The 24,197-nt window shown below is 61.9% G+C and carries 21 protein-coding genes; 17 read left to right on the top strand and 4 right to left on the bottom strand.

Going from position 1 to position 24,197, the window contains the following annotated elements:
- The first annotated feature begins 50 nt into the window (after positions 1–50).
- Positions 51–1,700, top strand: coding sequence for a formate--tetrahydrofolate ligase (locus NQ050_RS04605; RefSeq protein ID WP_257038109.1), 1,650 nt, complete (start codon positions 51–53; stop codon positions 1,698–1,700).
- Between the two features lie 12 nt (positions 1,701–1,712).
- Here the strand turns inward: NQ050_RS04605 and NQ050_RS04610 are convergent, their stop codons facing one another.
- Positions 1,713–2,531: a RecB family exonuclease gene (locus tag NQ050_RS04610; RefSeq protein WP_257038110.1), complete on the bottom strand. Its 819-nt coding sequence runs from the start codon at positions 2,529–2,531 to the stop codon at positions 1,713–1,715.
- Between the two features lie 109 nt (positions 2,532–2,640).
- On the opposite strand from NQ050_RS04610, the gene NQ050_RS04615 reads away from it, so the two are divergent.
- The 11 genes from NQ050_RS04615 to NQ050_RS04665 all read left to right on the top strand — a co-directional run bounded on the left by NQ050_RS04615 (position 2,641) and on the right by NQ050_RS04665 (position 16,419).
- Entirely contained in the window at positions 2,641–3,948 is a 1,308-nt protein-coding gene (locus NQ050_RS04615) for a M18 family aminopeptidase (RefSeq protein WP_257038111.1), read from the top strand.
- Positions 3,949–4,057: 109 nt separating this feature from the next.
- The gene (locus NQ050_RS04620) at positions 4,058–4,894 is read left to right on the top strand and encodes a tRNA (adenine-N1)-methyltransferase (RefSeq protein WP_257038112.1); all 837 of its coding nucleotides are present in this window, start codon (positions 4,058–4,060) and stop codon (positions 4,892–4,894) included.
- 94 nt (positions 4,895–4,988) lie between these two features.
- On the top strand, positions 4,989–6,608 hold the full coding sequence (gene arc / locus NQ050_RS04625) for a proteasome ATPase (protein ID WP_257038113.1): 1,620 nt from the start codon (positions 4,989–4,991) through the stop codon (positions 6,606–6,608).
- The gene (gene dop / locus NQ050_RS04630; protein ID WP_257038114.1) at positions 6,605–8,143 is read left to right on the top strand and encodes a depupylase/deamidase Dop; all 1,539 of its coding nucleotides are present in this window, start codon (positions 6,605–6,607) and stop codon (positions 8,141–8,143) included. The genes arc and dop overlap by 4 nt, the downstream gene beginning before the upstream one ends.
- A 30-nt stretch (positions 8,144–8,173) precedes the next feature.
- Positions 8,174–8,356: a ubiquitin-like protein Pup gene (locus tag NQ050_RS04635; protein WP_257038115.1), complete on the top strand. Its 183-nt coding sequence runs from the start codon at positions 8,174–8,176 to the stop codon at positions 8,354–8,356.
- Complete coding sequence (gene pafA / locus NQ050_RS04640; protein ID WP_257038116.1) at positions 8,292–9,875, top strand: Pup--protein ligase; 1,584 nt, start codon at positions 8,292–8,294, stop codon at positions 9,873–9,875. Before NQ050_RS04635 ends, pafA begins: the two co-directional genes overlap by 65 nt.
- 3 nt (positions 9,876–9,878) lie before the next feature.
- The gene (locus tag NQ050_RS04645; protein ID WP_257038117.1) at positions 9,879–10,952 is read left to right on the top strand and encodes a YafY family protein; all 1,074 of its coding nucleotides are present in this window, start codon (positions 9,879–9,881) and stop codon (positions 10,950–10,952) included.
- A complete protein-coding gene (locus NQ050_RS04650) occupies positions 10,949–11,917 on the top strand; it encodes a YafY family protein (protein WP_257038118.1) in 969 nt (322 codons plus the stop codon). The genes NQ050_RS04645 and NQ050_RS04650 overlap by 4 nt, the downstream gene beginning before the upstream one ends.
- 186 nt (positions 11,918–12,103) lie before the next feature.
- Positions 12,104–12,406, top strand: a complete 303-nt coding sequence (tatA, locus tag NQ050_RS04655) for a Sec-independent protein translocase subunit TatA (protein WP_257038119.1) — start codon at positions 12,104–12,106, stop codon at positions 12,404–12,406.
- A gap of 210 nt (positions 12,407–12,616) precedes the next feature.
- A complete protein-coding gene (gene tatC / locus NQ050_RS04660) occupies positions 12,617–13,579 on the top strand; it encodes a twin-arginine translocase subunit TatC (protein ID WP_257038171.1) in 963 nt (320 codons plus the stop codon).
- Between the two features lie 26 nt (positions 13,580–13,605).
- A complete protein-coding gene (locus NQ050_RS04665; RefSeq protein WP_257038120.1) occupies positions 13,606–16,419 on the top strand; it encodes an RNA helicase in 2,814 nt (937 codons plus the stop codon).
- 32 nt (positions 16,420–16,451) lie between these two features.
- Here the strand turns inward: NQ050_RS04665 and NQ050_RS04670 are convergent, their stop codons facing one another.
- Entirely contained in the window at positions 16,452–17,018 is a 567-nt protein-coding gene (locus NQ050_RS04670) for a hypothetical protein (protein ID WP_257038121.1), read from the bottom strand.
- A gap of 84 nt (positions 17,019–17,102) precedes the next feature.
- Here NQ050_RS04670 and NQ050_RS04675 point away from each other — a divergent pair, with 84 nt between their 5' ends.
- The 5 genes from NQ050_RS04675 to NQ050_RS04695 are packed head-to-tail and all read left to right on the top strand — an operon-like array spanning position 17,103 to position 21,834.
- Positions 17,103–18,284, top strand: a complete 1,182-nt coding sequence (locus NQ050_RS04675) for a Xaa-Pro peptidase family protein (protein WP_257038122.1) — start codon at positions 17,103–17,105, stop codon at positions 18,282–18,284.
- The gene (locus tag NQ050_RS04680) at positions 18,281–19,006 is read left to right on the top strand and encodes an SDR family NAD(P)-dependent oxidoreductase (RefSeq protein WP_257038123.1); all 726 of its coding nucleotides are present in this window, start codon (positions 18,281–18,283) and stop codon (positions 19,004–19,006) included. Before NQ050_RS04675 ends, NQ050_RS04680 begins: the two co-directional genes overlap by 4 nt.
- A gap of 21 nt (positions 19,007–19,027) precedes the next feature.
- Complete coding sequence (cbiE, locus tag NQ050_RS04685; RefSeq protein WP_257038124.1) at positions 19,028–20,290, top strand: precorrin-6y C5,15-methyltransferase (decarboxylating) subunit CbiE; 1,263 nt, start codon at positions 19,028–19,030, stop codon at positions 20,288–20,290.
- 54 nt (positions 20,291–20,344) lie between these two features.
- Positions 20,345–21,118, top strand: coding sequence for a precorrin-4 C(11)-methyltransferase (gene cobM / locus NQ050_RS04690; protein ID WP_257038125.1), 774 nt, complete (start codon positions 20,345–20,347; stop codon positions 21,116–21,118).
- The gene (locus NQ050_RS04695) at positions 21,106–21,834 is read left to right on the top strand and encodes a cobalt-precorrin-6A reductase (RefSeq protein WP_257038126.1); all 729 of its coding nucleotides are present in this window, start codon (positions 21,106–21,108) and stop codon (positions 21,832–21,834) included. Before cobM ends, NQ050_RS04695 begins: the two co-directional genes overlap by 13 nt.
- 4 nt (positions 21,835–21,838) lie before the next feature.
- On the opposite strand, the gene NQ050_RS04700 is transcribed toward NQ050_RS04695, so the two are convergent.
- Entirely contained in the window at positions 21,839–23,182 is a 1,344-nt protein-coding gene (locus tag NQ050_RS04700) for a VWA domain-containing protein (RefSeq protein WP_257038127.1), read from the bottom strand.
- A gap of 122 nt (positions 23,183–23,304) precedes the next feature.
- A complete protein-coding gene (locus NQ050_RS04705; protein ID WP_257038128.1) occupies positions 23,305–24,195 on the bottom strand; it encodes a hypothetical protein in 891 nt (296 codons plus the stop codon).
- Positions 24,196–24,197: the final 2 nt, after the last annotated feature.

The raw sequence follows: 24,197 nt of genomic DNA on the forward strand, positions 1-24,197 counted from the left end.
TGTGAGGGTGGGCGCGCATCGTTTTTGCGCACACCGTGAAAGGAAACACCATGCTCAGTGATGTTGAAATCGCCCAAGCCCACACGTTGGAACCCATCACCACAATCGCCGAGCGCGCAGGCATCGCCCCGGAGGCTCTCGTGCCATTCGGCTTCACCAAGGCGAAAGTAGATATCACGCACGTCCCGCAGTCTGAACCCGGCAAACTCATCTTGGTCACCGGAATTTCTCCAACGCCAGCGGGGGAGGGCAAGTCCACCGTGTTGATTGGGCTTGCCGACGCCCTCAAGGCGGCAGGGCTCAAGACCATGGTGGCGTTGCGGGAGCCTTCACTCGGGCCGGTGATGGGCATTAAAGGCGGCGCTGCAGGCGGGGGTTACTCCCAGGTGGTGCCGATGGAGGACATCAATCTGCACTTCACTGGTGATTTCCATGCCATCACCTCAGCCACCAACACGCTCGCCGCACTCATTGATAACCACATCCACCAGGGCAACGAGCTTGGTATCGATCCTCGTCGCATCACCTGGCAGCGGTGTATGGATGTGAATGACCGCTCACTGCGCCACGTCGTTACCGGCCTTGGTGCCTTTGCCGACGGCAACCCGCAGGAAACCGGCTTCACCATCACCGCTGCCAGCGAGTTCATGGCAATCCTGTGCCTTGCCTTGGATCTGGATGATCTTGCTACGCGCATCGGAAAGGTAGTGGTGGCCCAGACCTTCCAAGGAGAGCCAGTCACGGTGGGGCAGCTCGGGGTAACTGGCGCGCTGGTGGCGCTGTTGAAGGATGCGCTGCACCCCAACCTGGTGCAAACCCTGGGTGGTACTCCAGCATTTGTTCACGGCGGGCCGTTTGCCAACATTGCCCATGGCTGCAACTCCCTCATTGCTACCCGCACCGCTTTGCAGTTGGCAGACGTGGTGGTTACGGAAGCAGGCTTCGGTTCAGACTTGGGCGCGGAGAAGTTTCTGGACATCAAGGCTCGAGCCGGCCATTTGCAGCCGAATGCCGTGGTGATCGTGGCCACCATTCGCTCCTTGAAGTACAACGGCGGCGTTGCGCGCGCTGAGCTCAATCAGGAAAACCTGGAGGCCCTCGCGGCGGGCGTGGTGAACTTGGAGCGCCACGTGAGCAACATCCGCAAGTTCGGAATCAGCCCCGTGGTGGCCCTCAACCGGTTCAGCGCGGACACCCCTGCTGAGGAACAGTTCATGCGCGAATGGGCTGAAGGTTTTGGCGTGGCGCTAGCCAGCGCGGATGTGTGGGCACGCGGCGGAGCCGGCGCCGAGGAACTCGCTGAGCTTGTTCAACAGAGCTTCGGCGAGCAATATCACCCTTTGTATGATCCGGCGCGCGGCGTGGAGGCTTCCATCGAAACGATTGCCAAAGAAATCTACGGTGCAGCAGAAGTGGAGTTTTCCGCCAAGGCACGCAAAGACCTGGCTTACTTGGAGGCAAATGGGTGGGACACGCTGCCGGTATGCATCTCCAAAACGCAGTATTCCTTCAGCGATGACCCCACCGCCCTCGGCGCGGCAACCGGACATGTGCTCCATGTTCGGGAGCTCCTGCCGCGCATTGGCGCCGGGTTCGTGGTGGCCATGACCGGCAATGTTATCGCCATGCCTGGGCTCCCCAAGACTCCTGCTGCAAATGGAATCAATGTTGTAGATGGCCAGATCAAGGGCCTGTTCTAAGGCGGCCTTTACTTAGCTGGTGGCGGCGCTTCCCGGCCAACCTGGGTATGCAGGTGGAGTGCCGCCGAAAGCTGGACAGAGCGATTGGTGTGCGCACCAGCCGCACAGCTTGCTGGTCTTTGGCGCAAATTGGCCGCTTTGACCATCCTGCTCTATCTGGTCCCAGAGGCGCTTGAGGTCATGCTCAAAGTACTCCAGCTCCTCTTTCGAGGGGGCGAGGAACATGGAGTCAATGACCTTGAGGTACATCAAGCGAAGTTGCTGCGGAATGGTGCCGAAGAGGCGCCAGTACACCAGTGCGTAGAAGCGCATCTGGAACTTTGCCTGTGCGGAGTATTGGGGAAGGGGCTTTTTGCCCGTTTTGTAGTCCACAACTCGGACCTCCCCGGTTGGGGCAATGTCTACACGGTCAATAAATCCACGCACCGGTACGCCGTTGGGCAAGGTGGTGTCCACGTACATTTCCACCGCATGTGCGTCAAAACCCGTGGGGTCTTCCATTTCAAAGTAGCCGCGTAGGAGGCTGCGGCATTCCACGAGGAAATCCAAAGTGTGTTCTTCTGGAACCAATTCCAGCAGCTCGGCGTCCTTTTCACACATGGTTGCCCAGTTTGGTTTGAGCCGCTTCACTGCCGCTGGATAGCTGCGCTGCTCGCGCGGCCAGCCGTACATCTCTTCCAACACTGCATGGACCAAGGTGCCTTTCACTTGCGCCGTGGTTTTTGGTTCGGGCAGCTTGTCAATTGCCCGAAAGCGGTAGAGCAAGGGGCATTGCTCGTAGTCCCCGGCGCGTGAAGGGGAGAGGGCAAGCGGTTTGGCGGGTGATTCCATGGGTTCAACCTTAATCAATCAGCCGGACACGCCCGTGAGCCACCCACCAATAGGGTGCTGTTTTCCCTGTTCAGGGCGCATGTCCTGAGGGGCTATTACACTCGTGTGCATGGTTGATACAGCACGAACGTTTGCAGATGGATTCACCGAATATGTTTCGGGGTCGCCTTCCTCATTCCACGCCGCGGCCTTGGGCGCGCAGTTGTTGCAAGAGGCGGGGTTTGAGGTGTTGCAGAGGGCAGATGCATTCCCTACTAAGGATGCCTTGGAGCACGCAGGGCCAAGGCGCTTCGCGCTCGTGGTTGATGGAGCCCTGATTGCTTGGGTGATCCCCAAGGGCGCAAATGTGGAGGAATCGGCGTTTCGTATTATCGGCGCGCACACGGATTCACCAGGGTTCAAGTTGAAGCACCAGTCTGCAACCGAGAGTCACGGCTGGCTGCAGGCAAACGTTGAGGTCTACGGTGGACCCATCGTGCACTCATGGTTTGACCGAGATCTCACGCTGGCCGGGCAGGTGACGTTGCGTGATGGCACCACCCGGCTGGTGCACACGCCCCCGATGCTCACCATCGCCTCCCTGGCTATCCACTTGAGCCCCCAGCCACGCACTTCGGTGGAAATTGACCGCCAGGCACACACGCAACCTGTGGTGGGGCTCCTCGGTGGCGATGCCGGAAACACCGGCGTATTGGCTCAGGTTGCGGAGGTATTGGGGGTCACAGAGGCAGATATCGTTGCCCATGACCTCATTACCTCCCCTGCGGAGCCATCGCGCGTGCTGACTTCTGGGCTATTGGCGTCACCACGCTTGGACAACCTCTCCAGCGTGTTCCCCGCGCTCAGGGCGCTTGCTGATGCCGCCGATGATTTGGAAACCGGGAAAGACATCGCGGTAGTTGCTTGCTTTGACCATGAGGAAGTGGGTTCCGGCAGCGTGACGGGCGCGGAGGGACCGCTTTTGGAGGAGACCCTGGGGCGCGTCGTTCATGCCCTGGGAGGAGACGTGGAGCAAAAGGCGCGGATGTTCGCCAGGTCTACCATGCTTTCCGCGGATGCTGCGCACTCCGTGCACCCGAATTATGCCTCGAGGTACGATCTCACGAACGCCCCGGTGATGGGGGCAGGCCCCGTGCTCAAGCTCAGTGCGAACCAGCGTTATGCGAGCTCCACCAGGGCTACTGCGGCGTGGGTGCAGGCTGTAGAGCGTGCGGGCGTTGCATCACAGTCCTTTGCGAACAACAACGCTGTGCCAGGTGGCACCACCATCGGTCCGCTGAGTGCCACCCGCCTAGGGATTGACACCGTGGACGTAGGCATTCCGTTGCTGGCCATGCACTCGGTTCGGGAACTAGCGCACATCGAAGACCTCCACGCCTTCTACCGAGCACTTGCGGCATTCCTGGCGGCGGCGTAGACCGCTGAGCCCGCAGGGGCCGCGAGGGGCTGAGAGGCTGTGAGGCTGAAAGTTTTCGGCACGGGAGGCGGCGCGGCTTCACCTTGAGGCTCTGGTAAGTTTTTCCCACATGGCATACTCAGGACCTTTCCAAGCCGGTGACCGCGTCCAGCTCACCGACCCCAAGCGCCGGCACGCAACCATCGTGCTCGTCCCAGGGGAGCACTACCACACCCACAAGGGCAGGATCGCCCACGATGACATCATCGGAAAAGATGAGGGCACTGTAGTGAAGTCCGAGCAGGGCTACGAATACCTCTGCTTCCGCCACCTGCTGGTAGATCATGTCCTGTCCATGCCCCGCGGCGCGGCGGTGATCTACCCCAAGGACTCCGCCCAAATCCTCGTGGAGGGGGACATCTTCCCAGGCGCACGTGTGCTGGAGGCCGGCGCAGGCTCCGGGGCACTGTCCATGACGCTGCTGCGCGCCGTCGGTGAGCAGGGCGAGGTGATCTCCTATGAGATCCGCGAGGACCACCTGGAGTTCGCCGAGCACAATGTGGATGAGTTCTTCGGCGGGCGCCCACAGAACTGGACCCCACGCCTTGGCGACCTCAAAGAGGTCACCCCTGAAGACATCGGCGGCCCGGTAGACCGCATCATTTTGGACATGCTCGCTCCCTGGGAATGCCTCGATGCAGTTCGTGAGCTGCTCTTGCCCGGTGGTGTGTTCATGACCTACGTTGCCACCGTCCCACAACTCATGAAGGTGATGGAGGGCATCCGCGAGCAGCAATGCTTTACCGAACCCCGCGCCTGGGAATCCCTGGTCCGCGATTGGCGCGTGGAGGGCCTGGCCACCCGCCCCGAACACCGCATGAATGCGCACACCGCATTCTTGGTCTGGACCAGGCGCCTTGCCGACGGCGTCACGCCGCCACGTCCCCAACGCAAAGCGCGCAAATAGCGCCGCGCGGGGTCGCTGGAACTAGTTTCCAAAGCAGTGGGTGAAGCCGCGGCGGATCTGTAGGTTTCGTAGGTTTGGTAGGTAAGGTGTACCTATGCAAGAAGCATCCCACGCTGTAACGGACCCGCACGAACTGCGCCGCGCAAACGCGGCCCTTGGGGCTCGCAACCAAAAACTTGCCGAGCTCCTCAAAGCTACTCGGGACAAAATGGCGCGCCTCACCGCCCAACTCGAGGAGCTGGCGGTGCCGCCATCCACCTACGGCACCTTCTTGGAGTTCAGCTCCAGCAACAGCAACGCTATAGATGCGGCCTCCCTGAAATACGCGGAAGTGTTTACGGCTGGACGCAGGATGCGGCTGGCCATCAGCCCGCGGGTGGACACCTCGGAGCTGGTACCGGGTGTCATGGTTCGCCTCGGGGAGGCAAGCCAGATTGTTGAGACCTGCGGGTTTGATACCACCGGTTCACTTGCCACCCTGGTTGAGATGGTGGGCACCGAGCGCGCGCTGGTTGCTGAGCCCAACGGGGAGGAGCAGGTGCTGCGCCTGGCCCAGCCGCTCACCGAGCAGTTCTGCCGCCGGCCCCGGGCGGGAGACACCGTGCTGGTGGATGCCAAAGCGGGGTACATCTTTGAGGTCATCCCCAAGACTGAGGTAGCAAAGTTGGCACTGGAGGAAGTGCCAGACGTGACCTACCAGGACATTGGTGGTTTGGACCGGCAAATCGAACAAATCCAAGATGCGGTGGAACTGCCGTTCGCCCACCCTGATCTCTACCGCGAATACGACCTCAAGCCGCCCAAGGGTGTACTGCTGTACGGCCCACCGGGTTGCGGCAAGACGCTGATTGCAAAGGCCGTGGCCAACTCCTTGGCCCAGCGCATCGGCAACGGCTCCCAAAGCTACTTTATTAACGTGAAGGGCCCTGAGCTGCTCAACAAGTTTGTGGGTGAAACCGAACGCAGGATCAGGTTGATCTTTGAGCGTGCCCGCGAGCTCGCTGAAGAGGGCCGCCCGGTGATCGTATTTTTTGATGAGATGGAGTCTATTTTCCGCACCCGCGGTTCTGGCGTGAGTTCGGATATGGAAACCACCGTGGTGCCGCAGTTGCTCACGGAACTCGACGGCGTAGAGGGCTTGAGCAACGTCATCGTCATTGGTGCAACCAACCGCGAAGAACTCATCGATCCCGCCATCCTTCGCCCAGGCCGCTTGGACGTAAAAATCAAGGTGGAGCGGCCCAACGCACAAGACGCACTGGAGATCTTTGCCCGCTATCTCACCCCTTCAGTGCCCACCCAGGAGCCGGTTGCCAGGCTCATTGAGCAGGCGGTGGAGTACATGTACCGCGAGAACCCCTTTGTGGAACTCACCCTGTTCGACGGCACCACTGAGCTGTGGCACTACCGCGACTTCGCCTCCGGCGCGATGATCGCCAACGTGGTGGACCGCGCCAAGAAGCTGGCGATCAAAGAGCAAATTGCAACGCACAACCACCTCGAGCCGGAGAGTGCGCAACGGAAGGTGGGCATTGCCGCAGCGCACCTGCGCGCTGCGATTGACGCCGAAAACAGAGAAAACGAGGATCTGCCTAACACCGCCAACCCAGACGAGTGGTCCAGGATCATTGGGCGCCAGGGAGCCAAGGTGGTGCAAGCTCGAATTTTTGCCGCCGCAACCAGTACGGCACCACAACAGGAGGACTCTGCATGATTGTGATTGGTAGCGAAACTGAGTACGGCATTTCCACGCCGGACAATCCAACGCTGAGCCCAATTTCCACCTCCACCCACGCGGTGGTCGCGTACTCCCTGGATCAGCGCTGCGCCACTAACGTCCGTTGGGACTTCGGCTCCGAGCACCCTCTGCGTGACCGCCGGGGGTTTGACCTGCGCCGCTATGACACGGTCCCGGTGGTAGACCCCCACGCAATTGGCGTGGCGAACACGGTGCTTGGCAATGGTGGGCGCTTCTACGTGGACCACGCCCACCCTGAGTATTCCTCGCCGGAGGTCACGAACGCCCTGGATGCGGTGCTCTATGACGCTGCCGGGGACCACATCCTGCTCAAAGCCGCAGCACTCGTGGCGGAGCACACCGCGCAGGGGCATTCTGTGCTGGAGCACCACGAGCCGGCACCGGCGTTGAGAATCTACAAAAACAACACTGACGGCAAAGGTGCGAGCTACGGCGCGCACGAAAACTACCTTTACCCCCGGGACCTTGACTTTCAGGTGCTCGCACAGGCTTTGATCCCGTTCTTTGTGGCTCGCCAGGTGTTTATCGGTGCCGGCCGCGTGGGCCTGGGCCAACATGGGGAACAGCCCGGCTTCCAAATTTCCCAGCGCGCAGACTTCATTGAAACCGAGATCTCCCTGGAAACCACGCTCAACAGGGGCATCATCAACACCCGCGATGAGCCCCACGCCCAGGCAGACAGCTTCGGCCGCCTGCACGTCATCATCGGTGATGCCAATCTCTCGCACACCTCCAACCTGCTGAAATTCGGCCTCACCTCACTGGTACTGGAGGCAGTCATCGCCGGGGAAACCTTCAGTGACCTCGCGCTGCAACACCCAGTCACAGAAGTGCAGCGAGTGAGCCGCGACCTCAGCCTCACCCACCGCCTCACCCTCAAAGATGGCCAGGAGCTCACCGCACGCGAACTGATCGCGGAGTATCTTGCACGGGTGCAGCCGCGCACGCCTACCGACGAACACGTGTTGGCCACCTACCGCGAGGTAGACACCCTGCTGGCTCAGGGGCCGCTGGCTGCTGCACAGCACCTGGATTGGTGTGCCAAATACTCCCTCATCACCTCCTTCCAGGCCCGCGGCGTGGACATTGCTGACGCCAAGATGCAGTTGATCGACCTCCAGTACGCGGACATCGATCCCGCAAAAAGCCTCTATCACGCTTTGGTACGCCAGGGGAAAATGCGCACGTTGTTTAGCGCTGAGGAAATCGCACAGGCGGCTCTCGTCCCACCAACAGATACTCGCGCCTACTTGCGCGGTGAGGTGATTCGCCGCTTCGATTCGGCGGTGGTGGCCTCCAGTTGGGAGTCCTTCACCCTCGCCGCAGGCGAGCAGGAGGAAAAGCTGTGGCGGGTGGTGCTGAGCGACCCGCTTGCGATGGGCAAGGCCGACGCCGAGCCGCTGCTCCGTGGTGACGTCGGTACGCTCCTTTCAGGTCTTGAGCAGGCGCCCGGCGTGGAGACAATACTGCTGCCTGCGACGCAGTACTAGAATTAGGCAGACATTTTCAAGGAGGCAACCATGGGAACGCAACAAGTGCATTCAGGTGGCAAGGATAACGACGCCACCGAGTTGGCCCAACAGGCCGCACAGGTGCAGGTGAACACCGCGGGTGTGGATGACCTGCTCGATGAGATTGATGGACTGCTTGAGCACAACGCGGAAGAGTTTGTTCGCTCCTACGTGCAAAAGGGAGGCCAGTAGTCACGTGGTCGGGCAATTGTGGGGCGAGGCAGAAGCGTTGGAGCCAGACGCCGCTCGGGCGCTCACACGGCGCATCGTGGGCGTGGAAACGGAGTACGGCATCACTTGCGTTGCGGAAGCAGGGGAGCGCAAATTGGGTGCAGATGCTATCGCTCGCTACATGTTCCGCCCCATCGTGGAGGAGTTTCAAAGCTCAAACATCTTTGTTTCCAATGCCTCACGGTTGTACCTGGACGTCGGCTCCCACCCGGAATACGCTACGGCGGAATGCGATAGCCCCACCCAACTGCTGGCCTATGAAAAGGCCGGCGATGTGATTGTGAACCGACTGGCTGAGGAAGCCGAGCGCGCCCTTGCCAAGGAGGGCATTGGGGGCCAGGTGTACTTGTTCAAGAACAACCTGGATAGTTTTGGCAATTCCTACGGCTGCCACGAGAACTACCTGGTAAGCCGCTCCGCGGTCCTGAAAACCCTGGGCAAGAGCTTGCTGCCGTTTCTGATTACCCGCCAACTGCTCTGCGGCGCCGGCTCCATCCAGGACGGTGTGTTCCAGCTTTCGCAGCGCGCCGACCACGTCTGGGAGGGGGTATCGAGCGCCACCACGAGGTCGCGCCCGATCATCAACACCAGGGACGAACCACACGCAGACTCTCACCGTTTCCGCAGGCTGCACGTGATTGTGGGAGACTCCAACATGGCGGAGCCCTCCACCTGGCTCAAGGTGGGAAGCACCTTCCTGGTGTTGGAAATGATCGAGTCCGGGTACGAGCCCAAAGGCTTGGAGCTGGCCAATGAAATGCAGGCCATTAGGGATGTTTCTCGCGGACTGCCGCCAGCACCGGAATCCGCACCTGAATTTGCACCGGGTGCTACTCCAGTGCAGCTTGTCTCCGGGCAGCAGTGTAGCGCTGTGGAGATTCAGCGCGCATACCTGGATGCTGCTCAGCAGTGGCTGGGGTTGCGCAAGCAAACGCTGGCCCAGCATGAAACTGAGCTCCATGCCGAGCTGGAGCGCGTGGTCGACCTCTGGGAGAAGGTGGTCAGCGCCTTGGAGCGGGGTGATCTTGCTGCGCTCGCCCAGGATGTGGATTGGGCAATCAAGCTGAACCTGCTGCGTTCCTACCAGCAGCGCCTCGGCTTATCACCTGAGGATTTCAGCCACCCGAAGCTACGGCAAGTGGATCTGGCTTACCACGACATCCGCCCAGGCCGTGGCCTGTTCAGCGCCCTTGAAGCCAAGGGCCTGGTGCGCCGCATCCTCAGTGATGCGGACATCCTGCACGCTGTCGATCACGCCCCAAGCACCACCCGAGCCACACTCCGCGGCCGTTTCCTCCAGGCAGCCCGGCAGACGCAGGCGCCGGTGAGCGTCGATTGGCTCCGAATGATGGTTGCCCGCCCGGAACCGCAAATTGTTGAACTCGGCGACCCTTTCCTCACCGAAGAACCGCAGGTGGATGCCCTCATCGAGTACATGCTCGCGCACCACAACGCCGATACTTCCGAGCAGGGGACCTAAGCCATGAGCGCACCGGCACCGCGCAACTATGCGATTGAACGGCAGACCAACCTTACTTTTGCGTTCCTGAATGCTGAGCGTTTAGGCCGCTCCATGCTCACTGCCGAGTGGGTGATCGCAAACGTGGAAGGCTACGCGCGCACGCCGGAGGGGGAGAAACGCGCCGCAGATGCGGCAAAGCGGCTGTTCCACCGTGACCGCCAAGTGCTCCTCGCCGCTGGTGTGCCCATTGAGGCGATCGCCACCAGTGATGGCACCGGCTACCGGCTCCAATCCGATGACTACACCCTCCCCGAGCTGCACTTCACCCCGGAGGAGGCAACCGCCCTGGCAGTGGCCAGCCAGCTTGGGCAAGGCTCAGAGCTTTCCGGATTCCAGCGGTCCGGGTGGACCAAGCTCGCCGCAACGGGGCTGCAGCGTGACCTCCAGACAGCCCCGCAACTGCGCGCGTACAACGACCTCACCGAAATTGGTGCTCAGGACCTCGACGCCATCCTTCGAGCCGTTGCCACCACCCGCACCGTCACCTTCGACTACCGCCGCACCAAAACCAGCGAACCCGTGCGCCGCGAAATCGACCCATGGGGCCTGGTTACCCACAAAGATCGCCTCTACCTCACGGGATTTGACCGCACCCGCAACGCCCCACGCACCTTCCGCATGACCCGCATCGCCCACGTCACCATCCAACCCACCTCCACCGCGCCCGACTTTCACGGCCCTGGCACCAGGGATCTCAAAGAAATGGTGCTGGAGCAGCTCGCCCAAGGAACCACGCTTACCGACGCCACCCTGAGCGTTGCCGGCGCACTTCCAGCCTGGCTCCGCGAACTGAATCCGCACGTCGTGGACGAGCACCCCCTGAATGGCGCTGCCCAAGACCTGCAGGTGATTGAAGTTCGTGGTGCTGTGGAAGACGATCTCGCCCGAAACGCCCTAGTGGCGTATCCCGCCGTGGAGGTGCTGGGCCCAGCGCCGCTACGCGCGCGGATTGCCCAGTTGGCCGGGGTTCAGACGGGTCGTAACGAAGGCACAGCACCAGCTGAAGGCGCAGCACAAGCAAAGGAGCGCGAATGAGCCACAAACTGCAGCGCTTGCATGACCTTGTCCGCATGTTGAACCTCTTGCCTTACTTCAAGGCGCACCCGGGGCGCTCCATGCTGGAGGCAGCGGCTGACTTGGGCACCACACCTGAGCAAATTCGGGATGACCTCAACCGGTTGTTTTGCTGTGGCCCCGGTAGCTTGCCTGATGAGCTAGTGGACCTGGACCCCAACCTCAAGGCTGTGCATGTGATCGATGCCCAAGGAATGGATACCGCCTTGCGGCTCACCCGGACCGAGGCCGGCGCCTTGTTGTTGGCCCTGGAATCCCTGGAACAGGTACCGGGCTTGGTGTCCACAGCAGCGGTGGAGTCTGCGGCAGCGAAGATCCGCGGGATCATGGCCCAGGAAGCTGCCGCTGTTGTGGATAGCACCGCGGTTGCGTTAGCACCCGCCGAGGTGCTGGAAACGATTCGCCAGGCAATGGCACAAAGGCAGCAGCTTCGCTTTAGCTATCTTGGCCAGGGGGAGCAGGAGCCCAGCACAAGGACAGTGAGCGCAGCGAGGTTGTTCACAGCCCAAGGGCATTCCTACCTCACTGCTTGGGAGGAAGCCAAGGGGGACCACCGGACGTTCCGGCTGGACCGCATGAGTGCAGTGGAGCTCCACAACCAGGACTCCAGGCCCCACCTGCACCGGCTTACCCAAGACCCAGAAGACCCTTTTGGATTCGCGCACGTTACGGCGAAGGCACACTTCCTCATTCGCCAGGATGCGTTGTGGCTGGCTGAGGGTACAGCCATTGAAGTTCTGGGCGCCTCGGACCAACACGGTTGGGTGGAGTGCAGCGCGCCTCTGGTTGCCCAGGCCTGGCTGGTGGAGTTCGCGTTGCGCAATGCTGACCGGGTACGGGTGATCGCACCCGCGGAGGCCGCTGAGGAGGTCCGAGAACGTGCCCAGCGAGCCGCGCAGGCCTATGGCACCCCAGCGCAGGTGTAGCCGGATCCGCTGCTGACCTGCCAAGTCTGCAAAAACCGAGTGTTTGGGTGAGCATTTGAGCGTTGGGCACTACACTTGGCAGGGTGTATAGCAAGTCTTCTTGCACATCAACCGGAAAAGGTGGTGCTCGCGCCACCGCAGAACCTTGCTCCATACTGCAAGTTTCCCTGTTCTGAAAGGACTCTCATGAGCATTGGACCACTCGAAATCGGCATCGTTGTACTGCTCGTGGTACTGCTCTTCGGCGCCAAGAAGCTGCCGGACGCAGCTCGTTCCCTGGGCCGTTCCATGCGTATCTTCAAGTCCGAAGTCAAGGAAATGAAGAATGACGACGAGCGCTTTGAGCAGCAGCGTCAAATCAACGCAGCAAACCAGCAGAACCCAGCAGGCACCGCTCAGCCAAACGTTGCGCCGTTGCAGCAGCCAATTCAGCAGCCTGTAGAACAACCAATTCAGCAGCCGCTCCAGCAGCCATACAACCAGCAGTAAAACTAAGCGGACATGACCCAGAATCAATCCACCCCGGCTTCCGCTTCATCTGCCAATAATGGGGCCACCAAGGTTCCTCGCTCACGGCGGGGTACCGGTGGCCGCGTGCCGCGCAAGGATGGGAAGAGTGGGAGTAGCTTCGCCGCCAAACTGCGTGTGGTGAAGAACAAGGTATCGGTAGGCCGGCGGCGGGAAAACGCCACCGGTGAGATGTCCCTGGTGGACCACATCCAGGAGTTGCGTCGGCGTGTGATCATCGCGCTGATCGCCGTGGTGATCGGCACCATCCTGGGGTTCATTTGGTATCAGTACCGCGTTGGGCCGATTGATTCTTTGGGTGATATTCTGCGTGGCCCTTACTGCAACCTGCCGCCGGAAAAGCGCGCGGACTTCACCAATGATGGTGAGTGCCGTCTGATTGCAACCAGCCCCTTTGAGATGTTCATTTTGCGCCTTAAGGTGGGTGCGCTTGCCGGTTTGGTGCTGGCCTCACCTGTCTGGCTCGCGCAAATCTGGGGCTTCATCACCCCTGGATTGCACAAGAATGAACGCCGGTGGACGTTTAGCTTTGTCAGCTCCGCCGTCACATTGTTTGTGCTCGGCGCCATCTTGGCGTACTTCGTGGTCTCTTACGGCCTGGAGTTCCTCATGTCCATGGGTGATGAGTTCCAGGTGGCAGCCCTCTCCGGTATCCAATACTTCAACTTCCTGCTTGCCCTACTCATCATTTTCGGCGTGAGCTTCGAGCTGCCGTTGTTGTTGGTGATGCTCAACATCGTGGGTTTGGTGTCCTACGAGTCGTTGAAAGACAAGCGCCGCCTCATCATCGTGGGGCTGTTCGTGTTCGCCGCAGTGATGACCCCAGGCCAGGACCCGTTCTCCATGGTGATGCTCGCCTTTGCGTTGAGCTTGCTGGCGGAACTGGCCATCCAATTCGCGCGGATCAATGACAAGCGCCGTGTCACCGAGCGCCCTGACTGGCTCGATGGAGACGACGAAACGGCCAGCCAGCTCGACCAGACCCCGGATGACATTGCCCCCGCGGCACCGCTTGCGGGCGAGGCGGCGGTGGCTGCGTCGGCAAGCGAAGCCCCAAGCCCGCTCCATACCCCGGATTCCCTGTCTGACCCAGCCCCGCTTGACCAGTCTCGGAACTTTGACGACGTGTTGTAGTCCGGCCTTCATGGTCTAATGGAGCAATGAACACCCCCTTCTTTGACACCTTTGCACGCACCCTCGGATTCCCGTTGGATGATTTCCAGATTCAAGGGTGCCGCGCGATTGAGCAGGGAAGCGGGGTGTTGGTGTGTGCACCCACGGGTGCCGGCAAGACCATCGTGGGGGAGTTCGCTGTAGCGTTCGCGCTGCACCAGGGCACAAAATGCTTTTACACCACTCCGATCAAAGCGCTCTCCAACCAGAAGTACCACGAGCTCGTGGCCAAGCATGGTGAGGAAAACGTCGGCCTGCTCACGGGGGATGTGTCCATCAATCATGACGCCGATGTGATCGTGATGACCACCGAAGTGCTCCGCAACATGATCTACGCGCAATCAGAAACGCTGCTGGCGCTGAGCCATGTGGTGATGGATGAGATCCACTTTCTTTCGGATAAGGCGCGCGGCGCGGTGTGGGAGGAGGCCATCCTGGGCCTTGACGAACACGTCTGCCTCGTGGGACTTTCCGCCACGGTGAGCAACTCTGAGGAGTTCGGTGCCTGGCTCAACACCGTGCGCGGCCACACCGAGGTCATTGTGTCCGAACACCGCCCTGTGCCGCTGCACCAGTGGATGCTCGTGGGCAGGCGGGTCCACCCCTTGTTCGCTCCCGGCACCACCGGTGAACTCAACGAGCAGCTCGCGGCGCACATCGCCCGCCTCGAAGGCACCGAGGCAGATCGCTACGCAGGCCGACGCCACCAGGTCTCGTCACAGGCGGGCTTCCGCTCACGGTCGCAGGGAGATGGGGCTCAATGGGACAGCAGCGGGGGCCGTTCTGGCGGCTCGGGCCGGAGCGGGCGCACCAGGGCGCAGGACCGTTTCCGCCCGCTTTCCCGGCCGGACGTCCTGGAGATCCTGCAAGGCCATGACATGATGCCGGCTATCACGTTCATTTTTTCCCGCGCGGGTTGCGACGCCGCCCTGTACCAATGCCAGCGCTCCTCCTTGGTGCTTACTACCCAGCAGGAGGCCCAGGAGATCGCGGAGATCGTGGATCAGGGCGTGGCGGAGATCCCCGAGGAAGATCTCAAAGTGTTGGGCTTCCGCCAGTGGCGTTCCGCACTGATGCGCGGCTTCGCAGCACACCACGCCGGGATGCTGCCGGCGTTTCGCCACATCGTGGAAGACTTGTTTACCAAGGGGCTCGTGCGCGCGGTCTTTGCCACAGAGACCCTGGCATTGGGGATTAACATGCCGGCGCGCACCGTGGTGCTGGAGAAGCTAGTGAAGTACAACGGTGAAGCCCACGTGGACCTCACCCCAGGCCAATACACCCAGCTCACCGGGCGTGCTGGGCGCCGCGGCATTGACCACATCGGCCACGCGGTGGTCCAGTGGCAGCCAGCGATGGATCCCGCCCAGGTGGCCGGGCTGGCCTCCACCCGCACCTACCCACTGAACTCCACCTTTGCCCCCGGCTACAACATGAGCGTGAATCTGCTCAAGACCATCGGCTTTAGCCAAGCTCACCAACTTCTGGAGATGAGCTTTGCGCAATATCAGGCCGACGGCTCCGTGGTGGACGAGGTCCGCGCGATCCAGGTGGCCAAACGCCGGGAAAAAAAGGCTCTGAGGGAGTTTCATGAGGCCATTGAGGCGCGCGGGCTTGAGCCGGATGCCGCCAGCGCCCTCATGGACTCTTTCCTTGACTACATGGAGTTGCGCACGGAACTCAGCCAAGCGGAACGTGAGCAAAAGAAGTACGCGATCCAGCAGCGCCAAGCTGAGATCACTAAGGTGCTCGCACGGCTCCAGCTTGGGGAGGTGATCGCGCTGCCTTCGCGGAAGTCACCTGAGCTGGCGGTGGTGGTGCAGCCGGCCAACAACCCGCATGATCCAAAACCGTGGATCATCATGGAATCCGGGTGGTCTGGGCGCATTGACGTATCCCAATTTGGCGTGCCCCCGGTGCACATTGGCGTGATGCGACTGCCTCGTGGCGTCATTGCCAAGCCGGGCTCCCAGGTCCATGTGGTGCAGCGACTGTTCCGGAAGCACTCATTCAGGCGCCCCCGGAAGCTGCGCCATGAGGCACGCACTAAGAACAACGCCAAGGTCAATGCCCTACGCCTGGCCATCCGCGACCATCAGGCTCACCGCGTGGAAGGCCGCGAGGAGCTGGCCCGCATTGCGGAAGCACTCCAGCGCACCCGCCGCGAGGTTGCCCGCTTGGAATCCACGGTCAGTAAGGCCACGGACACCTTGGGTCATACCTTTGACCGCATCCTGGGACTGCTCGCCGAGCTGGACTACGTGGAGTTCCGCGAGGGCGTACCCTACATCACCGAGGAGGGCGAGCGCCTGGCGCTCATCCACAACGAGTCCGACCTCCTGGTGGCCCAGTGCCTCAAGCGGGGCATTTGGGATGGCCTGGACCCGGCCGAGCTCGCGGGCGTGGTGAGCATGCTGAGTTTTGAAAACCGCAAAGAAACCCGTGGCTCAGCGGATGCCGCCACTGAACCGATGGCCAAGGCAATGAACGCCACCATGCGCCTGTGGGATGAGCTCAGCGTAGACGAACGCCGCCACAACCTTCCGATCACCAAGACTCCCGAGCCCGGCTTTGCCCTGGCGATGCACCAGTGGACCGCGGGCGCTCCGTTGGGCTACTGCTTAGCCGCGGCCGCACAGTCCGGTGCGGAACTCACCCCGGGTGACTTTGTGCGCCAATGCCGCCAGGTAATCGACCTCCTCGAGCAGGTCCGCAACACCGGCTACAGCGCGGACACCCAGAAAGTGGCCCGCCGTGCCATTGACGCAATCCGACGTGGCGTAGTGGCCATCGGCGCCTAAGCAGCTATCGAGCGCTCGTGGTTGGGTCAGGGCTAGTGGCCGAGGAGTTTGCCTCGGTGCGGTGCAACGAGCGCGCAGGTGGCTAGCCCGATGTTGATGCCTGCCGGGTCCAGGATCATTGACTGGAGTCCGAGGATCTCCCAGCCTTGGAGCATGGGGCTTCCGGAATCACCTTTGATGGCTTTCCGGTTATGCACCACGCTCACGGAGGGATAGGTCCTGGTGCGCCAGTTTCGGCTGAGTTGCAGTGGCCACATGAGCACAGCGATACCGCGTAACAGGCCTTTTGGGGACACCATGGAGATCCGCATGCCGGGCAAAAGCCAGCGCGTGGACACATATGGGTAGCGGCGCAATTGGATGGGCCGGCTCAGCCGGAGCACTACGAGGTCCGATACCTCTGTGCCGGGGATCGGCGTGGCACGGATCCGTTGTTTCCCCACCAGGATAGGTAGCGCAGGGGGCAGCTCCCTGAGGAAGTGCCGGACTGTGAGCACTTTGGTGGGGCTGATCAGCACGCCAAAACAATAGGTAGTGCCGCTGCGTAGGGTCACCACGGCGTCTTCGGGTGTGGCCTGTTGATCAAGGTGAGCTGTCACCTTTTTGAGTGTAGATCAGGTGTTAAGCATGTTGGCTGCTGGCGCAATGTCGGTGTTGGGGGCACAGGGGTTAAGATGGCCTGCATGAGTGCAGCACACAATCCCTCGTTGTTTCCTGCCCAGGTGTACGCGGGCCGCCTCACGGCAGCCCAGGAGCACCTGCAGCGTGCAGGCCTTCATGGGGTGGTGATTGGGACCGGACCGCACCTGGCCTATTTCACGGGTAGTTGGCTTTCCACCTTTGAGCGCCTGACTGCGTTGATCATCCCTGCCAACGGCACACCGACGATGATCGTGCCCGCAGTAGACGCAGGTGACCTAGCTCTTTCCGCCGTACCTGAACTGGAAGTCACTGTGCATTCCTGGACGGACGGCGAACCAGCCCACGAATACGCGGTGGCGGCGCTGCTAGGGTCTAGCGGTGGGGTAACAAACCGGGCGCTCGCGCAACCGGTGAACGTCGGCATCAGCCCCGATCTCAGCGCTGCGCACCTTTTGAAGATCCAAGAACTCCTGGGCCCAGGTTCGCGGACCGTGTTGGGCACTGAGGTACTCGCTGCGCTCTTTGTGGCCAAGGATCAAGCGGAGATTGCCCAGTTGCGCCAGGCAGCGCAAGCGATTGACCGCGTTCATGCCGCCGTCCCAGCGCTCCTACAAGCGGGCGTGACTGAGGCCAGCGTGGCTGCCCAGATCCGTGAGTTAATCCTGCAGGAACATGTGGCGGTGGATTTCACCATCGTGGGCTCCGGCCCAAACGGTGCCAATCCGCACCACGAGTTTTCCTCTCGTGAGCTCGAAACCGGGGACGTGGTTGTGGTGGACATCGGCGGCACTACCGCATACGGCTATCACTCGGACTGCACCCGCACCTACGTGGTGGGGGATCCGCAGCAGGCGGAGCCAGAAATCAGAGAAATGTATGAGGTCCTCTACCGTGCCCAAGCCGCTCAGCTTGAGGCGATTCGCCCAGGCGTCACCGCGGAGCACATTGACGCCTTCGGTAGGGAGATCATCACCCAAGCCGGCTTTGGCGAGTACTTCATCCACCGCACCGGCCACGGCATTGGACTTTCCACCCATGAGGAGCCGAACATCATGGCCGGCAACACCCTGGTGTTGGAAGAAGGCATGGCCTTTTCCGTGGAGCCAGGAATCTACCTGCCCGGTGTGGCCGGGGCGCGGATCGAGGACATCGTGGTGGTCACCGCCCAAGGCGTGGAAGTGCTCAACACACAACCGCGTGAGCTGCAAGGATCCAAGCCATGAGCACGGTCCTCATCCTGGGCGCAACCAGTGAAATTGGTGGTGAAATAGCAAAGCTGCTGGCTGCAGGAAATACGTTTCACCTGGCCGCACGCCGCCTGGAAGCTCTCGCCCCTCTCCAAAGCCAGCTTGAGCGCCTAGGCGCGCGCCAGGTCCAGCTCCACGAGTTTGACGCCCTGGATGTCACGCGCATTGAGCCGCTGCTTGCCCAGATCGGGCATCTGGATGTGGCTGTGGTTTCCTTCGGCATCCTCGGCGATCAAGCCCAGGCTGAGGCCGACCCCGAGCACGCAGCGCTAATCGCGAACACCGACTACACCGCCCAAATCGTGGCGCTGACCGCGCTCGCAGCGCACATGCGGCAACAGGGCAGCGGCACGATCGTGGCCTTTTCCTCCATCGCAGGGTTCCGGGCGAGGCGCGCGAACTATGTGTACGGCTCAACCAAAGCTGGGCTGGACGCCTTCTGCCAGGGGCTTAGCGACGCGCTCCACGGTAGCGGGGTGCAGGTGATCACGGCGCGTCCCGGTTTTGTGATCGGGTCCATGACCGAGGGGATGAAGCCAGCCCCGATGTCTGTGTACGCCACGGACGTTGCTCAGGCGGTGGTTGCCCAGATAGCTCGCGGGAAGTCGCGCACCCTGTGGATTCCCGCCAAACTGCAAATACTCGCGTGGGTGATGCGGCTAGTTCCACGCCCGATTTGGCGCAAATTGCCGCGCTAAGGATGAATTGAAAAGAAAGCAATGACTTCATCAAACATCACCGTGGTGGGCATCAATGCCTCCTCAGGTGCCTCCGCGCAGGATACCTTCACCACGCAAGCCCAAAAGGTGCTCGCGAGCGCAACCATAGTAATCGGCGCGAAGCGCCAACTAGACCTGGTTGCTGAGTGGACTCCCGCAGACCTCGTAGAACTCCCGCGGCCGCTGCTCCCGGGCCTGGACATGCTTCTGGCCACCCACACTGCGCAACCCATGGCGAGTGTTGTAGTGCTGGCCTCCGGCGACCCAATGTTTTATGGGATTGGAGCCACGGTGAGGCGGCTGGGCTACGCCCCTTTGGTGCTGCCTGTGCCGTCGTCGGCAAGCCTTGCCTGTGCCCGCCTCGGATGGGCGTTGCAGCACACGGAAATCTATAGCTTGGTCACTGCCCCCGTTGACTCTTTGGCGATCCCCGTGGCCAAGGGCATGCCGTTTTTGGTGCTGGGGCGCGACGAGCACACTCCCAGCGAGGTGCGCCGCTTCGTGCCGGAGGAGACAGCGGTGGAGGTCCTGCACAACCTCGGTGCGGAGGATGAACGCCGAGTGGTGCTTGCCCCAGGTGCGCCGGTGGAGCCGATGCCCGGCTTGAACATTTTGGCCGTCACGCCGCAAGCCAACCGAACCTTTGCTGAACGCCCACCGGCGGCGTCGTTGGCGCCCGGTTTGCCAGATGATTGCTATGAGCACGACGGCCAGCTCACCAAGTCCCACGTTCGGGCGCTGGCAATCGCTGCGCTGCGACCCATGACCGGGGATGTGCTCTGGGACATCGGCGGTGGCTCGGGTTCGGTGGCGATTGAGTTTCTGCGCGTGGGTGCGCAGGCGGTGAGCATGGCTGCGCAGTCGCCACATCAGTGCCGCGCGGTGGTGTTCGAACGCAACCCTGAGCGCGCCGAGCGTATTCAGGCCAACGCAGCAACGCTGGGTGTATCCACTCTGTTGAGCGTGCAGAGTGCGGCACCAGAGGCCTTTGCCAAAGCCCTGGAATCCCCAACAGCGGTGTTCATCGGTGGTGGGCTCACCATCCCCGGTGTGTTTGAGCAGGCTTGGGAGCGGCTGCGCCCCGGCGGGCGCCTGGTGGCCAATGCGGTGACCATTGAGACCCAAGCACGGCTGTTTGAGCTGCGCAAACATTTCGGTGGGGAGCTGCACCACTTTGCAATCAGCCACGAACATGCAATTGGCAGCTTCACCGCTCTGCGCCCAGCACTCGGGGTGCACCAGTGGTATGTGGAAAAGAACTAGCCTCGCCCGGAGCAACAACCCGGACCATCACCGGAACCAGTTAAGGAGCAACGAATGACCGTCTATTTCATCGGCGCAGGCCCAGGGGCCGCGGACCTGCTCACCTTGCGTGCACACCGCATTCTCTCCGAAGCACCGGTGGTGCTGTACGCGGGCAGTATTGTGCCCGAGGAGGTGTTGGAGTCCCTTGCACAGGACGCCACCGTAGTGAACACGGCGCGCATGCCGCTTGAGGAGATCATCAACACCATCGCCCAGGCGGACCGAGAGGGCAAGGACGTAGCCCGGCTGCATTCCGGGGACCCCTCCATCTACAGCGCGGTGGCGGAGCAGGCGCGCAGGTTGACGGAGCTGGGGATCGCCTACCAAATCGTCCCAGGTGTGCCCGCCTTCGCTGCGGTTGCGGCAAGCCTTGGCCACGAGCTCACGGTGCCCACGGTGGGCCAAACGGTGATCCTCACCCGCGTCCAGGGCAGGGCGTCTGCGATGCCTGAAGGCGAAGACCTGGCAACCCTCGGCGCGAGCAAAGCCACCCTGTGCATCCACCTTGCTGCCCATGACATCGAGCGCGTGGTTGCGGAGCTCACCCCGAACTACGGCGAAGACTGCCCGGCCGCGGTGGTGGCATACGCCTCCAGGGAAAACGAGCAGATCGTGCGCGGTACCCTCGGCGACATCGCTCAGAAAGTACGTGAGGCCAACATCCAGCGCACCGCGGTGATCGTGGTGGGAAGGGTGCTCGGCGCGGAGGGCTTCCCTGATTCCTTCCTCTATTCCGACGACCGTCCGCGCGACGAACACGGAAGGACCATTGCATGCGGGCATTAATCCTGGGTGGCACCGGGGAAGGCCGCGAAGTTGCCCGGCTGTTGGTAGAGCGAGGCTGGCACGTGACCAGCTCACTTGCAGGCCGAGTTTCCGCTCCCAAGTTGCCTGTGGGCGAGGTTCGCATCGGCGGCTTTGGCGGCCCGGCGGGGCTTACCTCCTGGCTGCTTAACCAAGGCGTGGAAGTGGTCATTGATGCCACTCATCCCTTTGCGGAACGGATCAGCCAATCTGCTGCGGAAGCTGCCAGGGCCACCGGCATTCCGCTGATCGCCCTGCACCGCCCAGCTTGGGTGAAGCAAAAAGGGGACAAGTGGATTGAGGTGGGCTCCATGCAGGAAGCAGCCGAGCAGGCTTCGCGTTTTGCTCACGTGCTGCTCACCATTGGCCGCCAGCAGCTCGCTGCTTTTGCCAATGATCCCCACAACCTCTACGTGATCCGCACTGTGGAACCCCCAAGCGCCCCGCTGCCACCACGCCACCGCGTGATCACCTCCCGCGGGCCATTTGCCCTGGAGGATGAGAAGGCGCTGATGATCGGCAACCAAATTGACGTCTTGGTCACCAAAAACTCAGGCGGCACACTCACGGAGGCCAAACTCCAGGCCGCGAACCAGCTCGGTATTCCCGTGATCATGGTGCAGCGCCCTCCGTTGCCTAAGGTGGCCCTGCAGGCAAGCACCCCCAAAGAGGTGCTCAGCCTCATCGAGCGGATCTAGCGGCTTACTGAGTAGCTAGTGCTTCTGCGGCGATCTCTGGCAGCCGCTCCACATCAGTCACCTGGGTGAGCTTGCCACCGGTGGCCGCCGCGGCCTCCGCGAGGTTTTCATCCGGCTCGATCGCACCGAGGGAAAGCACTACCAGGCGCACCTGCGCTTGCTGGGCCACCGGCACAACGTCCATCACGTTCATCTCATCGGCGGTGCCGGAGGTAAAGGCCAGCACTGTCACCGGCTGCCCGTTTCCGGTCTGCACCGCGTAATCGGCAGCGTGCAGCAACGCCGCGGCCACTGCGGAGCGCGTCTGCGGCTGCCCACCAGTACCAAAGGCCTGGGCAATGCCGCTCAGCGAGTCCGCGCTGTTGCCCACGCCCAACGCCACGTTGTTGCGCCAGCCGGCCGTCACACCTTCAGACAGCGGGGAAGAGTAGTTCCACAAGCCCAGCGCCCGCCCCTCGCCAACCTCGGCGGCAACTCGGGAAATTGCGGCGACCTCAGCATTGAACCACTCACCGGCAACCCCCTGCGAGGTGTCCATGAGGAAGAGGACGTCCTGCGGCTGGGTTTGTTCGGTTGCTACCGACTCGCCCAGCGTCCCCTCACTGCTCAAGGCAGCCAGGGCCTCTGCGGCGGTTGCGAATCCTTGGGGCAGCTCGGTACCGCCATTGAGTGCGATGGCCTGTCCAAAGTCAGCGCCAGCCCGGATCTTCTCCTCATCAACAGCATCGGTGGCGTTCAACGCCACCGCACGCAGCGGCTTGAAAGTATCCGGGGCTTCCACGAACGTCCAGCCATCGGGAACCTTGGAAGCAGACACCGCAAATGCTGCGCCCTCCGTCACTGCTTGCTCCACGCTCAGATTGGTGTCCTGACTGAGAGCCTGCGCCACTGCGTTTGCGTCCTCGCCGAGCTGGGCGGTGGCCACCAGTGCCGCGGCTAGGGGATCGCTGGCGGTGGGGTAGCGCACTTGCGCCTCCTCGGCCCATTCCGCTCCTGCATCCTGGGTGGCAAAGCCCACTTTTTCGGTTGCCACCACCGGCCACTCCAGCGTTGCAGCGGAGCGCCCAGCCTGGGCGAGCACAGCCTGGATTTCTTGGTCGGATTCGGCGGCAAGGTACACGCCGGCATCGGCAACGTTATCCGCCAAAGACGCTGTGACGCAGTAGTCACGAACTACCCGGTCTGCGCTGTTGTAGGCGTCAATGACATCCCGGGCGGCGTCGGGCTGCGATGATGCCACCGGAAGAATCAGCTCGCCGTTGATGCATTCGCCGCTAGCGGAGGTGTCTTGGCGGGTTTGGGTGTACCACACGCTCACCGCGACCACCGCGAGGATGAGCGCGACCACGCTCAGGATGAAACCCTTTGATACCGCGTAGTTGCTTTTACCATCGGAATGCCTACCCAATTGTCACGCCTTTCTCCAACCACGGTGCACACGTGCAGGTGGGTTCTGTTGTGCTCGAGCGTTTACAGTGTAAGCGCGCGGGCTGCGTCGATCACAGCGACAAGCCGTGCGCGCACCGAACTGCCTCGCGCGGCAAGTTCTCGCTGGCGGTGTACGTATTCCGCCTTACCCTCCGGCGTTTCAATAGCCACCACCCCGAACCCGAGCTCGCGGCAGTCATAAGGTGAGGCCTCCATGTCCAAGATCCGCGCGTCCCACGCCAGGGTAAAGGCGTCCAGCAAGAGCTCACCGGGCACCAGGGGCCCCAGCTTGGTGGCCCACTTATACAGGTCCATGTTCGCGTGCAGGCAGCCCCGTTGTTCTTTTTGTGGCTGGCTTTCCCTGTCCAGCACGGTGAGATTGAGCGGCCTCGCTGGCTCCGTGAAAAACCGAAAGGCATCAAAATGTGTGCAGCGCAGTTGCTCGCGGCGCACCACGGCGTCGGTGCCTTCTGGGCCGAGGCGCAAGGGGAGATCGTGGCGAGGCTGCGGCGTTTCAAACACCATTGCCCATTCATGCAGGCCAAAGCAGTCAAAGTGCGCTGGGTTCACCTCGGTGTTCGCCAGCAGCTCACGGATATAGCCCAGCGTCTGTTGCTTTGCGGTGCAAAACGCGCTCAGATCTACCTGCGTGATCCCATCGGCGGTGCTGTACCACTTCCAGCCTGCCTGCACCGGCGGGTCATCCGAATCAGGATCATGTGCCAGTGCGTTTCCGACGCCAGGGTGCCATCGGTGGAGGTGGGAGGCCCGAATCGGGTAGTACTCAAACAGGAAGTCGAACACTGGGTGGCGCTGCCCAGCTTTCCGACGCGCAACGTGCGCAGCGGTAAACGTCTCCGCGCGTGCGTCGTGTTCTGCGGCCAGTGCCCGCCACTTTTCGGGGGCGAGCACGGTTGTGGTGGACGTGCCCATTG

Origin of the sequence: Corynebacterium sp. 122RC1 (assembly GCF_024580955.1) — a bacterium.
Taxonomy (GTDB): Bacteria; Actinomycetota; Actinomycetes; order Mycobacteriales; family Mycobacteriaceae; genus Corynebacterium; species Corynebacterium kozikiae.